Origin of the sequence: Nocardia sp. NPDC057455 (assembly GCF_042802775.1) — a bacterium.
Classification (GTDB): domain Bacteria; phylum Actinomycetota; class Actinomycetes; order Mycobacteriales; family Mycobacteriaceae; genus Nocardia.
Window position 1 is genome coordinate 24,680 of the sequence record NZ_JBHVDM010000023.1, and the last position, 14,037, is coordinate 38,716.

At 64.7% G+C, this 14,037-nt stretch carries 13 protein-coding genes; 10 read left to right on the forward strand and 3 right to left on the reverse strand.

All coding sequences use genetic code 11. The features are described 5' to 3' along the window. The first annotated feature begins 32 nt into the window (after positions 1-32). Genes prpD through ACFU5M_RS12280 form a run of 3 tightly spaced genes read left to right on the forward strand, consistent with a single transcriptional unit; the run spans position 33 to position 3,573 of the window. Positions 33-1,538: a 2-methylcitrate dehydratase PrpD gene (gene prpD, locus ACFU5M_RS12270; protein WP_379048099.1), complete on the forward strand. Its 1,506-nt coding sequence runs from the start codon at positions 33-35 to the stop codon at positions 1,536-1,538. After that, a complete protein-coding gene (prpB, locus tag ACFU5M_RS12275) occupies positions 1,535-2,449 on the forward strand; it encodes a methylisocitrate lyase (RefSeq protein ID WP_379048102.1) in 915 nt (304 codons plus the stop codon). Before prpD ends, prpB begins: the two co-directional genes overlap by 4 nt. Beyond that, complete coding sequence (locus ACFU5M_RS12280) at positions 2,449-3,573, forward strand: bifunctional 2-methylcitrate synthase/citrate synthase (protein WP_379048105.1); 1,125 nt, start codon at positions 2,449-2,451, stop codon at positions 3,571-3,573. Before prpB ends, ACFU5M_RS12280 begins: the two co-directional genes overlap by 1 nt. A 180-nt stretch (positions 3,574-3,753) precedes the next feature. Here the strand turns inward: ACFU5M_RS12280 and ACFU5M_RS12285 are convergent, their stop codons facing one another. Next, a complete protein-coding gene (locus ACFU5M_RS12285; protein WP_379048108.1) occupies positions 3,754-4,164 on the reverse strand; it encodes a GNAT family N-acetyltransferase in 411 nt (136 codons plus the stop codon). Between the two features lie 225 nt (positions 4,165-4,389). Here ACFU5M_RS12285 and ACFU5M_RS12290 point away from each other — a divergent pair, with 225 nt between their 5' ends. From ACFU5M_RS12290 to ACFU5M_RS12300, 3 genes are all read left to right on the forward strand, one after another. Next, entirely contained in the window at positions 4,390-5,631 is a 1,242-nt protein-coding gene (locus ACFU5M_RS12290; protein WP_379048221.1) for an oxygenase MpaB family protein, read from the forward strand. Positions 5,632-5,895: 264 nt separating this feature from the next. Continuing rightward, the gene (locus ACFU5M_RS12295; protein WP_379048111.1) at positions 5,896-6,810 is read left to right on the forward strand and encodes a cutinase family protein; all 915 of its coding nucleotides are present in this window, start codon (positions 5,896-5,898) and stop codon (positions 6,808-6,810) included. Between the two features lie 125 nt (positions 6,811-6,935). Beyond that, positions 6,936-8,684 (forward strand): acyl-CoA dehydrogenase family protein, encoded by a 1,749-nt coding sequence (locus tag ACFU5M_RS12300; RefSeq protein WP_379048114.1) that lies wholly within the window; start codon positions 6,936-6,938, stop codon positions 8,682-8,684. A 163-nt stretch (positions 8,685-8,847) separates the two neighbouring features. Here ACFU5M_RS12300 and ACFU5M_RS12305 read toward each other — a convergent pair whose 3' ends face one another. Continuing rightward, complete coding sequence (locus tag ACFU5M_RS12305) at positions 8,848-10,497, reverse strand: acyl-CoA synthetase (protein ID WP_379048118.1); 1,650 nt, start codon at positions 10,495-10,497, stop codon at positions 8,848-8,850. Positions 10,498-10,716: 219 nt separating this feature from the next. Between ACFU5M_RS12305 and ACFU5M_RS12310 the strand changes: the two genes are divergently transcribed. The 4 genes from ACFU5M_RS12310 (at position 10,717) to ACFU5M_RS12325 (ending at position 13,490) form a co-directional block, all read left to right on the forward strand. Beyond that, positions 10,717-11,577 carry an oxygenase MpaB family protein gene (locus ACFU5M_RS12310; RefSeq protein WP_379048121.1) on the forward strand — a complete coding sequence of 287 codons (861 nt, stop codon included), beginning with the start codon at positions 10,717-10,719 and terminating at the stop codon, positions 11,575-11,577. Beyond that, complete coding sequence (locus tag ACFU5M_RS12315; RefSeq protein ID WP_379048124.1) at positions 11,574-11,858, forward strand: hypothetical protein; 285 nt, start codon at positions 11,574-11,576, stop codon at positions 11,856-11,858. Before ACFU5M_RS12310 ends, ACFU5M_RS12315 begins: the two co-directional genes overlap by 4 nt. 196 nt (positions 11,859-12,054) lie before the next feature. After that, positions 12,055-12,411: a hypothetical protein gene (locus tag ACFU5M_RS12320; RefSeq protein WP_379048127.1), complete on the forward strand. Its 357-nt coding sequence runs from the start codon at positions 12,055-12,057 to the stop codon at positions 12,409-12,411. 5 nt (positions 12,412-12,416) lie between these two features. Beyond that, positions 12,417-13,490 (forward strand): DUF6545 domain-containing protein, encoded by a 1,074-nt coding sequence (locus tag ACFU5M_RS12325; protein ID WP_379048130.1) that lies wholly within the window; start codon positions 12,417-12,419, stop codon positions 13,488-13,490. Here ACFU5M_RS12325 and ACFU5M_RS12330 read toward each other — a convergent pair. Then, positions 13,485-13,916, reverse strand: coding sequence for an XRE family transcriptional regulator (locus tag ACFU5M_RS12330; protein WP_379048133.1), 432 nt, complete (start codon positions 13,914-13,916; stop codon positions 13,485-13,487). The genes ACFU5M_RS12325 and ACFU5M_RS12330 overlap by 6 nt on opposite strands. Between the last annotated feature and the right edge of the window lie 121 nt (positions 13,917-14,037).

The window sequence follows — 14,037 nt, forward strand, 5'->3', positions numbered from 1 at the left end:
AACCAGGAACTCGACGTCCGGAGGCTCACACCGTGAAAAACCACCTCGTCCGCACGCACCGCTGCGCGGAGCACTTCCCGCGCGAGGAGCATCTCGCGTGGCGGATCGCCGAGGTTGCCGCGGATCCGGTGGCGGTCACGCCGGAGACCGAGGAGATGATCGTCAACCGGATCATCGACAACGCGGCGGTCGCGGCGGCGTCGGTGACCCGCCGTCCGGTGGCCAACGCACGTGCGCAGGCGCTGGCGCATCCGTATCGACCGGGCGCGACGGTGTTCGGGGTGCCGGGACGGTTCTCGCCGGAATGGGCAGCGTGGGCGAATGGTGTCGCGGTGCGCGAACTGGATTTCCACGACACCTTCCTGGCCGCGGAGTACTCCCACCCCGGCGACAACATCCCGGCGATCCTGGCGGTGGCCCAGCACACCGGCCGCAGCGGCCGGGATCTGATCCGCGGGCTGGCGACGGGATACGAGGTCCAGGTGGATCTCGTGCGTTCGATCTGCCTGCACGAGCACAAGATCGATCATGTGGCCCATCTCGGCCCCTCGGTGGCAGCCGGTATCGGCACGCTGCTGGGGCTCGATACCGAAATCATCTACCAGGCCATCGGCCAGGCATTGCACACCACCACCGCGACCCGCCAGTCCCGCAAGGGCGAGATCTCGAGTTGGAAGGCGTACGCGCCCGCCTTCGCCGGAAAGATGGCGGTGGAGGCCGTGGATCGCGCCTTGCGTGGCGAGGGTGCCCCCTCGCCGATCTGGGAGGGTGAGGACGGGGTGATCGCCTGGCTCCTCGGCGGACCCGAGAAGGAATACTCGGTGCCGCTTCCCGGTCCTGGCGAACCCAAGCGCGGAATCCTCGATACCTACACGAAGGAGCATTCCGCCGAATACCAGAGCCAGGCGCTGATCGACCTGGCCCGCCGGATGCGCGAGCGGATCGGTGACCTGGACCGGGTCGCCTCGATCGTGCTGCACACCAGCCACCACACCCATGTGGTGATCGGCACCGGATCGGGCGACCCGCAGAAGTTCGACCCGACCGCGTCGCGGGAGACCCTGGACCACTCGGTGATGTACATCTTCGCCGTCGCCCTGCAGGACGGCACCTGGCATCACGAGCGCTCCTACACACCCGAGCGCGCGCGGCGTCCCGACACGATCGAGTTGTGGCGCAAGATCTCCACCGCCGAGGACCCGGAGTGGACCCGCCGCTATCACTCGACCGATCCGAAGGAGAAAGCGTTCGGCGCCCGTGCGGAGGTCACGTTGACCAGCGGTGCGGTCATCGTCGATGAACTGGCGGTGGCCGACGCGCATCCGCACGGCGCGCGACCCTTCGCCCGCGACCAGTACATCGCCAAGTTCCGGACATTGGCGGATGGCGTCATCGAGCCCGCCGAGCAGGACCGCTTTATGGAAGCCGCGCGGTGTGCGGGTGAGTTGCCGGCCGGCGAGCTGGCGCAGTTGAACATCTCAATTCCCGACGAAGTGCTCGCGCGGGCGCCGAAGCTGCCGAAAGGACTCTTCCGATGACCGGCCTGCTGGCTGCGGCGACCTCGACCGCCGGCAAACGCGCCGCATTCCGCGCGGGACTGACCTCCGGAGCGATCCAGCGTTTCCCCGGGGCATTCAATCCGCTGGTGGCCGGACTGATCCAGGAGATCGGCTTCGAAGGCGTGTACGTCTCCGGGGCGGTGGTCTCGGCCGATCTCGCCCTGCCCGACATCGGGCTCACCACGCTGACCGAAGTCGCCGGACGAGGCCATCAGATCGCGCGGGTCACCGACCTGCCGGTGCTCATCGACGCCGACACCGGCTTCGGCGAACCGATCAGTGCCGCACGCACCGTCTCGATGCTGGAAGACGCCGGAATCGCGGGTTGTCACCTCGAGGATCAGGTGAATCCCAAACGGTGCGGTCACCTCGACGGCAAGGCCGTGGTGACGACCGAGGAGATGGTGCGCAGGCTCGGGGCCGCGGTATCCGCGCGGCGCGACCCGAACTTCGTGATCTGCGCGCGCACCGACGCCGCCGGAATCGAAGGCATCGATGCCGCGATCGAACGAGCGAACGCCTATGGCGACGCCGGCGCAGACCTGATCTTCACCGAGGCGCTGCAGACGGTCGCCGAGTTCGAGAAGTTCCGGGCCGCGGTCTCGATTCCACTGCTGGCCAACATGACCGAATTCGGCAAGTCTGCGCTCATCCCGGCGGCCACTCTGCAGTCCATCGGCTACAACGCGGTGATCTACCCGGTGTCGACGCTGCGTCTGGCGATGTTCGCGGCGGAATCCGGGTTACGGGAGATTTTCGAGCACGGCACACAGGCGGGCCTGCTGGATCGGATGCAGCACCGCAGTCGTCTCTACGAACTGCTGCGATACGAGGCCTACAACGAATTCGACGCCGAGATCTTCAATTTCACTCTGGGAAGGAACCAGTGATGACGGAGACCGCGATACCGACCGTCTACAAAGGTCTGGCAGGGGTCGTCGTCGACACCACCGCCATCTCCAAGGTGGTGCCCGAGACCAACTCTCTGACCTACCGCGGCTACGCCGTCCAGGATCTGGCCGCCCACTGCAGCTTCGAGCAGGTGGCCTATCTGCTCTGGCACGGTGAACTGCCCACCGACGCCGAGTTGGAGAGGTTCTGCCAGCAGGAGCGGGCCTCGCGTCGCGCCGACCGGTCGATGCTGTCGCTGGTGGCCAAGATGCCGGACACCTGCCATCCGATGGATGTGGTCCGCACCGCCATCAGCTATCTCGGCGCCGAAGATCCGGCCGAAGAGGACAATTCGGCGAGGGCCAACCGCGGCAAAGCGCTTCGGATGTTCGCGGTGCTGCCGACCATCGTCGCGGCCGACCATCGCCGTCGTCACGGTCTGGACCCGGTCGCGCCGCACTCCCACCTGGGGTATGCCGAGAATTTCCTGAACATGTGCTTCGGGGCCGTCCCGTCGCGCGAACTGGTGCGGGCGTTCGAGGTGTCGTTGATCCTGTACGCCGAGCACAGCTTCAACGCCTCCACCTTCGCAGCTCGCGTGGTCACCTCGACGCTGTCGGATATCTACAGCGCTGTCACCGCCGCTATCGGCGCTTTGAAAGGGCCGCTGCACGGTGGTGCGAACGAGGCTGTCATGCACGGCATGCTCGAGATCGATGATCCCGGGCTGGCCGAGGCGTGGTTGCGCGACAAGTTGGCCGGGAAGGAAAAGGTCATGGGTTTCGGACACCGCGTCTACAAGAACGGTGACTCCCGGGTGCCCACCATGAAGAAGGCCTTCCTGGATATCGCCGCCGCGACCGACGGCCACAAGTGGGTGCGAATGTACGAGATCCTGGAACGCGCAATGAACGAGGCCACCGGCATCGAGCCGAATCTCGACTTCCCGACCGGACCCGCTTACTACCTGCTCGGCTTCGACATCGAAGTCTTCACCCCGATCTTCGTCATGAGCCGCATCACCGGCTGGACCGCGCACATCATCGAACAGGGTGAGTCGAACGCACTGATCCGCCCGTTGAGCGAATACATCGGAGTCCCACAGCGCTCGGTCGTCGCCTGAGCCCTTTCGCGCAGTACCGACGGCCCGCACGACAGTACGTGCCGTCGCTACGTTGCCGCGCGCCCTTATTGCGGCGACGATGTAGCGTGCTCTGTCCGGCAGAACCCGGCCACCCAGGTACACCGCGCCGCAGCTACCGGTCGACTTCACGACTACGCAGGGCCGCCATCGCGGCGCGCGTCAGCGTGACGAACCCGAGCCGCTGTGCGGTCGAGGCAGGGGGATCTCCAAGTGCACCGTCTGAAAGCCGGTGTGCGGGCCGCGTGCGTCGTGGAGTATTCGGCCGAAGGTGAGCCAGAAGTCGAGGGCACCAGGGGTGCGCGCGTCGGTGTGCGGATACAGCCGATCGAACTCCGTTGTGGTGCAGCCATAATCGATCGCCGCGCGGACTGATCGGGTGGCCGGGCCGCGGCGGTGGTGCTCCGGTCGGACGTAGACCCGGAAGAGCTGTGCGGTGCCTCGACTGCTGGTCCTGAGTCGCCCATCTATCTCTATGTGACTAGTAATTATCTTCATTGCGGCGGAGCGTAGAGGCAGAACCTGTACCCGTTCTGGCGAGATTCTGCGAGAACTGTCGAGGCTGAAGCCCATCCGGAGAGTGCGTGATGCACTGGCAATTAACGTGGTTTGGCAGGTAGTCGGTCTGGATGGCGGAGTGGGTACAGGCTGCCACGACCTAGTGTGAAGAGAGTCGGGACAACGGCTAGAACGTGTGCTAAGTTAATAACCATTCTGATCGTCGAGGCGGTGTCGGCGCTTCTGCCGTCACCGTATCCTCGCGATCGCCGCCCTGGCTCAATGAGGAGTGGTGCAGTGATGGATGGTTTCAGCAGGCGCGAGGCGTTGCGGGCTGGTGGGGTGTTGGGGGGGTTAGGTGCGTTGGCGGCGGTAATTCCGGCGCGGGCGCAGCCGTGGTCCTGGTCGCCGGAGGGGTCGGTGGCCGGGAGTGGGGAGGGGGTTGATCCGATGGGGGTGTGGGATCCGGAGGCGGATGAGTTGGTGGCGTCGTTGCTGGATCGGGGGGAGGTGGGGAGGGTGAACGGGTTATTACGGACCTGGACGCGTAATGGTCAGCCGTTGCCGGAGGGGTTGCCGGGGGATCTGCGGGATTTCATGGAGTATGCGCGTCGGTTGCCGGTGTGGACGGATCCGCAGAAGCTGGCGACGGCGGTGGAGTTCAACAAGAAGCGGGGGTTGTATCTGGGGGTGTTGTATGGATTGGCCAGCGGGATGATGAGCACGGTCATTCCGAAGGAGGCGCGGGCGGTGTATTACTCCAAGGGTGGTCATGATCTGAAGGATCGGATCACCAAGACCGCGAAGTTGGGGTATGACATCGGGACGGCGAACGCTTATGCCCCGGATGGGGAAATGGTGGTGACGTGTGTGAAGACGCGGTTGGTGCATGCCGCGGTGCGTCATCTGTTGCCGCGTTCGCCGCATTGGGTGGCTTCGGCGGATGAGCAGATTCCGATCAGCCAGAACGACATGATGGTGACCTGGCACAGTTTGCCGACGACGGTGATGAAACATTTGACCGCGTGGGGGGTGCCGATCCCGGTGGCGGAGTCGGAGGCGTTTCTGCATTCCTGGCAGGTGGGTGCGCATATGTTGGGGATACGGGATGAGTACATTCCCAATTCGTGGGGCGAGGCGAACGCTCAGGCCGCTCAGGTGCTGGATCCGATTCTGGCGCCGACTCCGGAGGGTGCCAAGCTCGCTGATCGGTTGTTGCGGTTGGGGGCGAATCTGGATTTGGCGGTGCTGACCAAGCCGGTGTTGGGGGCGTTCACTCGTTTCCTGCTCGGGGATGCGATCGCCGACGGGTTGGCCATCGGGCGGGAGCCGGTGTGGGATCCGTTGCTGCGGGTGAGTTGGGGGCCGTTCATCGCGGTGCGGGAGGGTTTGTTGCCGGTGGTGCCGTTGGCGCCGGATGCGTACTGGTTGTTCGATGAGTTCCTGCGCCGGGCGGCGTTGGTGTATCTCGCCGAATTGCGGATGCCGATCAGTATCGAACTGCCCACCATGAACCGTGACATGACCCAACCACACCGCTGACCCGAGTTCGCGACGTCGAGGTGTGGGCGACGATTCCGCCCGGGTGAGGCCTGAACGCGTGCGGACTCGATTCCACGGGCGACAGCGGGATCCGGCTCGACACCGGGGTGGTGTGTGATTCGATACCGTGTCGCATCGCCATGCTCGGGTGTGGATGCCGGAGAATGGTGCACGTTGCGCGCGTTCCGGCTCTACCGTGATTCCCGCTGTCGCCGCAATCCATCTCGATCACGTGACCTCGGTGCTTGAAACACGGAGAATTCGATGTTCACCCGATGGAAGACGATAGCCGCCGCGTGTGTGGCCGCGACGGTAACCGCTACTGTTCAACTCGGCGTCGCGCCTTCTGCGGACGGCGCACCGAACCATTGCCCCGATCTGTATGTCGTGGCGATCCCCGGAACGTGGGAGACGTCCAGTACCGATCCGGGCAAAGGAATACTCGCACTGAGTTTGACCGGCTTACCCGGGGATGTTCAGGTCGACTATGTCCATTACGCGGCGACGGCGTTTCCCTGGGAAAGCGAAGTGTACGGTCGCTCCAAACAAGAGGCCATCGACAAAGCGCGCGACTCGGCCTCCGACATGGCGCAAGCGTGCGAAGCCACCCGGATCGCGTTGCTCGGCTACAGCCAAGGTGCGGATGCGGCAGGTGACCTCGCGGCCGAGATCGGTACCGGATTGGGCGTGATGCCGCCGCAGCGGGTCGTCCTGGTCGGGCTGATCTCCGATCCACGGCGCTCCCCCGGCGATACCCTGATCGGCCCGCCCGTGCCGGGCGCCGGAGCGGTCGGGCCTCGCCCGGGAGGTTTCGGTTGGCTCACCCCGCGCACCTACACCTTCTGCGCCGCAGGTGATCTGTACTGCGCGATGCCGGAGGGTGACTTCGCCGGACGTATCGCCGGCTTCTTCGTCCAACTCTCGGATCCGGATCCGGGAAAAATAGGCAACTATCAGCAACAGGCGACCGAGATCATCGGCGACGCACTGGCCGCAGGCGGCCTCGGCCTGCTCTCCGACCAGATCAACGCCTCCGCGTACGAACAGCGGAAGCAACAGATCGACGAATTCTTGAAATCCGGCATCCATCAGAGCTACCCCTCCTACACCCTCGGCCCCGATGCTCTCACCCCCTTGACCTGGCTGCGGCAGCGTCTCATCGAGGAAGCCCGACCCTGACCGTCTCGGTCGCTGAGTGATGCGCCGGGTGCCCGAGGCAACGGTGGCTGCCATGGTCAACTGGCGAGACGCTGGGCGCATCCGACCCTTGCAGATTGACGGCAAGTGCCTTCAGTTCTAAAGTGATGGCACTTGCCATCACTTCGAAAGGCGGCGTCGCCATGGCCTTGTTCAACCCGAGAACCGAGACGTTCGAGGAATTCGATCCCGCCACCAGGGTTCGGCTACGGTCGGTGGTCGACTTCTTCGAAACCAAGGGCAAGCAGGCACTCACCAGCGATGCGTTCCGGGCGGAGTGGTACGACGACTGGATGCGGTTCCTCGCCGAGAGCCGGATCATCGCCTACATGGCGACCCCGCGGGCGAGCGCGGGTACGGATCCGGAGAAGCGCTGGGACACCGCGTTCATCTCTCGGTTCAACGAGATCACCGGCTTCTACGGGTCGCAGTACTGGTACGCATGGGGTGTCTCCACGCTCGGTCTCGCCACCATCTGGCAGAGCGCGAACGGCAAGGCGCATCTGCGTGCCGCCGAGGAACTCGCCCGCGGCGGGATCATCGGCTTCGGGCTGTCGGAAAAGGATCACGGCGCCGACATCTACGCCACCGACATGCTGCTCACCCCGGACGGGGCGGGTGGGTTCACCGCCACCGGCAGCAAGTATTACATCGGCAACGGCAACGTGGCCCGGATCGTGCCGACCATCGGCAGACGCACCGACCTCGAAGGTCCCGACGCATACGTCTGGTTCGTCGCCGACAGTCAGCACCCGAGCTACCGGCTGGTCAAGAACGTCATCCACGGCCAGAACTTCGTCTCCGCTTACGACCTGGTGGACTATCCCGTGTCGGCCGACGACGTACTGCACGTGGGCCGCAAGGCATTCGACTCCGCCCTCGCCGCGGTCAACTGCGGCAAATTCAATATCGGCATGGTCGCTCTGGGCATCGTGCAGCACTGCTTCTACGAGACGATCAACCACGCCGCCGCCAAGATCCTGTTCGGGCATCCGGTCACCGACTTCGGGCAGGTGCGGCAGATATTGTCCGACAGCTACATTCGCATGAACGGCATGCGGCTCTACCACGAACGCGCGATCGACTACATGCGATGCTCGACGCCGGAGGACCGCCGCTTCGTGATGTTCAATTCCATCGGCAAGATGAAGGTCACCCGTGAGGCCGAAAGGGTGTTCCGGGAACTCTCGGATGTCATCTCCGCCAAGGGATTCGAGAAGGACAGCTACTTCGCGACAGCGCGCGGCACCATCGACTCCATGCCACGGCTGGAAGGCACCGCCCACGTCAATATGGCACTCACTCTGAAATTCATGCCGAACTTCCTCTTCGATCCGGCGGAACTGCCTCCGGTGCCGGTGCGACGGGATCCAGGCGACGACGAATCACTTTTCCGGCAGCCCGGCGCCGCCGGATTGGGCAAGGTTCGATTCGCCGACTGGCGCTCGGCCTACGCGCACTACCGACACCTACCCAACGTAGCTCTGTTCATCGAGCAGGCCGAGCGATTCACCCAGTTCCCGGTCTCGGCGCCGCCGACCCCGGCCCAGTTGGAGGATCTGGATTACCAACTGGCGGTGGGGGAGTTGTTCACGCTGCTGCCTTACGGACAGCTCATCCTGGAGCAGGCCGCGATCATCGGGACGTCCGAGGACATCGTGGAGTCCATTTTCGAGGTATTCGTTCGCGACTTCTCGGCGTACGCGCTCGGACTGTTCTCGAAAGCTTCTTCGACTCCCGCGCAGCAGGAGTGGGCGCTGAATGCGCTGCGCAAGCCGATCGTCGACGAGCAACGAACCGCACGCCTTCACGACGAGGTGATGAGCTACGCGGGCGTCTACGAGATGAACCCGTAGCTCGCTCAGGTCGAACAGCTGGAATATGCGTAGCGCCGGCGAGGGGTTGCCTCCGCTGCTCGTCTGTGGTTGGCGTTCGCATACTTTCACCGGCACATCGTCCTGTCATCCGGGAGGCGGCCATGCGCGGTTCGCACGGCCCTTCCCGGCCAGGGGCTCGGAGCTATCTGTCGGTCTCCTCGAGTTCGCGGCGCAACAACTTCCCGGTGGCGTTGCGCGGCAGTTCGTCGACGAACACCACTTCACGGGGGACTTTGTGACGGGCGAGGTTCGCTCTGACGTAGTCCTTGATCTCGTGTTCGTCGCGCCGGGCATTCGCGGCGGGAACGACGAAGGCACGCAGCCGTTTTCCGAAGTCCGGGTCTTCGACGCCCACGACCGCGGCTTCGAGGATGTCGGGTCGGTTGACCAAGAGGTTCTCCACCTCCAGTGGGTAGACGTTCTCGCCGCCGGAGATGATCATGTCGTCGTCGCGGCCGTCGATGAACAACCGTCCGTCGGCGTCGAAGTGGCCGACGTCGCCGCTGGACAGCAACCCATCGACTATTTCCTTGTTCCGGCCGTCTGTGTAGCCGGAGAAGCTGAGTCCGCTGGAGACGAAGATCGTGCCCACCTCGCCGGGGGTGGTGATCTTGTTGCGTTGCGCGTCGTAGAGCGCGACACGGCATCCCACGGGAGGTTTGCCGACGGTTCCCGGTGCCACCCGCATGTCCTGCGGGGTGGCCACGGCGGCGACCGCGACTTCCGTCGAGGCGTAGAGGTTGTACAGGACCTCGCCGAAAGCGTCGGCTGTGCGCCTGCTGAGGTCCGGTGAGACGGGTGATCCCGCGGTGAAGATGACTTTCAACGACGTTGTGTCGTACTGCTCGAGCACGTCCGATCCGAGGTCGAGGATGCGCTGCAGCATGGTTGGTACGACGACCAAGGTGGCGGCGCGGTGATCCGCGACGTCGGCGAGGGTTCGCCGCGGATCGAACTTGCGTTGCTGGAAAACTATCTTGTTGCCCAATGCCCAGCCGAGAGTGAATTGCGACAGGCCGGTGCCGTGGAAGATGGGGGCCGCCATCACGACCGCGTCGTCGCGCGGCAGCGGCACTCGGTGCAGGAATTGCGCCGATTGCAATGGTGAGACCTTGTCTCGCGGAGCACCTTTGGGAGTGCCGGTGGTCCCGCTGGTCAGAATGACGATGCCGCCGGGGCGTTCCGGGGCGGGCAGTGGCGCGGTCGAGTTCGCCGCGATGAGCAGGTCGATCGTCGGTGTGTCCGCTTCGACGGAATCGGCTTCGTCCACCCAGGTCAGGATGCGCGGCACCGGTCCGGGAACCGCACCGAGCAACTCGGCGAATTCGCTGTCGAGCAGAATCGCCCCGACCTTCTCCCGTTCGGCGACCTCGGCCAGCTGTGGTCCGGCGAAGCCGGTGTTCATCAACACGACTCGGGCGCCCAGCTTTCCGGCCGCCAGAAGCGTCGACACCATTCCGCGGTGGTCGCGGCACAGTGCCGCGAGTACGGTGCCGGGACCGATCCCCGCGGCGGTGAGTCCCCGGGCCAGCGCATTGGACTGCTGGTCGAGTTGAGCGAAGGTCAGCGTTCCGCGTTCGTCGACGATGGCGGGTGCGGCTGCGTGGCGGCGGGTGGCATGTGCAAGTACGGTGACGAACGGGCCGTACACGGAAGCTTCGCGCATCACGCGGATCGTTTCGGCCGGGTGCGCCGGATCGAACATTCCGCGCTTGGCCAGCACGACCGCCGCCGACGCCAGGTCGACCACCGAGCGGACTGCCGCGAGCGGCGATTGCAACGTCATTGTCATCGGACACCTCCAATTGGGCCGATCGGCGATCGAAACCGTCCGCGGGCTCATACCGTCAACGCTGGCTCGTCGCCTCGTAGAGCCTATCGCTTCGGAAGAATCCGCGTTCACATATGCCCCGGAGCGAGCCGGGTCGGCCGGGCAGTTCGCAGTTGCCGATCGAGTGGGTTGTTGAGAGAATGCTCTGTAACTTATATCAATATCTCGCTGGAGTTCGGCATGTCTAGTCCTGAACCGGCAGCACAGCTGCTGACCACTCCCGATACGGATCTCGGGCGTCGGCGCCGCTACATGGCGGGGCCCGCGGCGCTGCTGGGCGGCCCGGCCAACGTCATCATGCAATTGAGCTTGCCTCCGGTCGGCCGCGGCGTTGTCGAGAGCACGGTCGACAGTGGGCGGTACACGCTGCATCCGCGCAAGCGTGGCCGCACGACCCTGACCTATCTGGCGGTGGCGATGCTGGGTACCGAGGAAGACCGGGCGGCCTATCGTGCGGCGGTCAACACGTCGCACCGCTACGTGCGGTCCGGCCCCGACAGTCCGGTGAAGTACAACGCTTTCGATCCGGACTTGCAGTTGTGGGTCGCCGCGTGCCTCTACCGCGGCACCATCGACTCCCTGACCTACCTGTACGGCCCGGCGGACGAGGATCTGGCCGACGAGGTGTATCGCGAGTCCAGCCGATTCGGAACCACATTGCAGATGCGACCGGAGCTGTGGCCGCCTGACCGCGCGGCATTCGCGGAGTACTGGGACCAGAAGCTGTCGGATCTGACCTTGGACGATGAGGTGCGGGCCTATCTGCTCGACGAAGTGGTCGACTTGGGGCCCTATCGACGCTTCGAACGATTGGCGTTCCGCCGGGTGAACCGGTTCTTCACCACGGGTTTCCTCCCGCAACGCTTCCGCGACGAACTGGGGCTGGATTGGAGCCCCCGCCGTCAGCGAGTCTTCGAGGTCACGATGCGCTCGATCGGACTGTTGTTGCGAGTGCTTCCCGAGCGCTTGCGGTTGTATCCGTTCGAAACCTACCTCCACGACATGCGTAAGCGGCGGGCGCTCGGGAAGCCGTTGGTGTGAGAACCATTGCGCGTCATATCAACAGCTCGGAAGCCGTGGATGCACCGGGACCGCTGCTGCGAGGGTATCTCGGTGACCGGCGTTTCGAGTTGGCCCTTCGGCGGGCGGTAGCTCTGCAGATTCTGCATCCTGCGATCGCCGCGGCGCTCACCGAGCATGTGACCTACCGGCTGTGGTTGCACAAGCGCCGCACCGTCAGGCGGCATGCCCTGGAAAATTGGGGCGCGGCCGCATCACGCTCGGACCACGTGCTGCGGCAGAATCGTGCAGAGCGAGTGTGACAAAGGATGGGTGGTGGCGACAATCCCTACTTGGAAACCGAACTCGACCCGTCGCGCGCAGCGTCGTACCCGGACCGAAGTGCAACGAAGCACCGCCCGGTTGCAACCGTTCACACTGGCCGCGTTCGGCCGAATCCTGGCCGCCACCAGTGGAATTCCGGTCCGGATCGCCGCCAGCTCTACTCTGCCACCAGCGGTGGCGGGCAGGTGGCTGCGCACCGGCACGGGAGATCTCATCGAATTCGATGCCGGCCTGCCGGAGATCGCCCGCATCAACACCGTGCTGCATGAAGCGGGTCATATCCTCTACGGCCACACTTCGGTCGAGCACCGGGTCGACACAGGTCAGGCGCTGTGCTCCATACTCGGTCCCGCAGCCATCGCGCACTTCGCACATGTGAGATACCGATCGGCCTACGACACCGCCAGCGAACGCGAAGCAGAGGACTTCGCAAGGCAAACCCTGCGCACGATCCTGTGGAGCGATATGGCCACCGGTGAATCCGCCGAACTGCTTGCGGCGCTGGGCTTTCCACGCAGCCGGATCGAGTAGCGCGAGTGGCACAGTTCGCCGGGGTGGTGTCGGTGGTCATCTTTGCCGGCGTCTGCGCGCTGGCATGGCAGCTCGCACCGCAAGGGGCTCGGGGACAATGGCGGCCCATCGTCATCCTCGGGTTGGTCGCGCTGAGCTATCTCTCGCTCACCCCGGCTTTCGAGGCCGTGTTCGCGCCGATCCGGGTCAACACCGCATACCTGGTGAGCAGCCTGTGCGCGGTGACCGCAATCGTCCTGACCATGCTGTATTGGCGAAACTATCTGTCGGCCGATCCGCCGACGCGACAACGCGTACTCGCGGCACGCGCGGTATACGGGTCGGTCGGAGTGATTCTGATATTGCTGTTCATGACGTCACCGCAGCGGCCACATGGAGTAGGTTTCGCGCGGGAATTCGCCGGGAATCCGCGCATGCAACTGTACTGGGCTATTCAGGCGCTCGTGGTAATCCATGCGATGTCCACCTTGGCCGGCGTGGCGGCGCGCGCCAGCGTGCGCGAGCGACACTGGCGCCGAATCCTGTTGACTGTCCTGGCATGCGCGTCCGTCCTGCTCGTCGGGTACGAGACCTGGGTGCTCGTCGTCGTCGGTCTATGGCCGGCCATGCCACCGTTGTGGGCGCAACGTCTCACCAACTCGTTACAAGTCGCGGTGAGCGTTCTGCTGGCTATCGGCACAACCGGCCCGGTCGTGCTGGGGACATTCCGCAGCGCTCGACTGGCCCGCTCCTACATCGAACGACTGGCACCCCTGCACCGTTGGCTGACGCAGCGCTACCCGCAGGTGCGGTTCCGCTCCCGCGTGAGCAGACGCGCCGAAACGCGCGTGACCGATATGTTGATCGAGATCAGTGACGCCCTGCGGCTGCTGCAACGCGACGCACCGGCGTTGGCTGCCTGCTACCGGCTGGACCATGAATCGATCCGCGCCGCAGCGCGCGACAGCCCCCGCCATGTGGCCTACGAACTCACTGCCGCAAAACTTTTCGAAGCCGAGAACCTGTTCGGGCCCGAGCGCAAACCGCGCGGTCGGGTGGCCGGGCTCCGGCGCATCCGGAGCGGGCGCGGCGGATCATGAAGGGGGTTCGGGTAGATCCGGCGGGTCGGCGGGGAGTCCTTCTTGTACGCGGAGGAACTTGAGGTAGTCGATCAACGAGGCCAAGGACTGCTGGGATAGATCCATGGCCCGGAAGGCCACGGCTTCGAGACCGGGTGCGGTGCTCAGTCGCAGGTATTCGATCTCTTGGCGGCCGCGCTGCCAGGCTTCGTCATCGGTGAAGAATCGGATGTCCACGTCGAATGCCGCGGCCAGGCCGGCGGCATGCTTGAGCGAGGGGTTCTGCTTGAGCCCGGAACGCAATTGTGCGACGTATACCGCCGAGATCGGGTAGCCGAGATCGGTCGCGCGGCGCGCTATCTCGTCGGCGGTATAGCGCCGGCCTTCGGGATTCGGCATCGTTCGGAACAAGTACTCGAGTCGGTCGGAGAAGGCACCATTGCCCATGCCGCATGCTCCTTCTCGGACTACCCTTCGCTGTAGCGGTCATGCTACAGCATAATTGCTTGGTAGCGGTGCGATAGCCACTCTCGCGTAGCTGTCATCTAACTCGGCGAGCGCTGAGAAG

Excerpts from the sequence above, each read along its gene's own strand:
- prpB (WP_379048102.1), top strand. The coding sequence starts at position 1,535 with ATGACCGGCCTGCTGGCTGCGGCGACCTCGACCGCCGGCAAACGCGCC.
- ACFU5M_RS12280 (WP_379048105.1), top strand. The coding sequence starts at position 2,449 with ATGACGGAGACCGCGATACCGACCGTCTACAAAGGTCTGGCAGGGGTC.
- ACFU5M_RS12285 (WP_379048108.1), bottom strand. The coding sequence starts at position 4,164 with ATGGGCTTCAGCCTCGACAGTTCTCGCAGAATCTCGCCAGAACGGGTA.
- ACFU5M_RS12290 (WP_379048221.1), top strand. The coding sequence starts at position 4,390 with ATGGATGGTTTCAGCAGGCGCGAGGCGTTGCGGGCTGGTGGGGTGTTG.
- ACFU5M_RS12295 (WP_379048111.1), top strand. The coding sequence starts at position 5,896 with ATGTTCACCCGATGGAAGACGATAGCCGCCGCGTGTGTGGCCGCGACG.
- ACFU5M_RS12300 (WP_379048114.1), top strand. The coding sequence starts at position 6,936 with ATGGCACTTGCCATCACTTCGAAAGGCGGCGTCGCCATGGCCTTGTTC.
- ACFU5M_RS12305 (WP_379048118.1), bottom strand. The coding sequence starts at position 10,497 with ATGACAATGACGTTGCAATCGCCGCTCGCGGCAGTCCGCTCGGTGGTC.
- ACFU5M_RS12310 (WP_379048121.1), top strand. The coding sequence starts at position 10,717 with ATGTCTAGTCCTGAACCGGCAGCACAGCTGCTGACCACTCCCGATACG.
- ACFU5M_RS12330 (WP_379048133.1), bottom strand. The coding sequence starts at position 13,916 with ATGGGCAATGGTGCCTTCTCCGACCGACTCGAGTACTTGTTCCGAACG.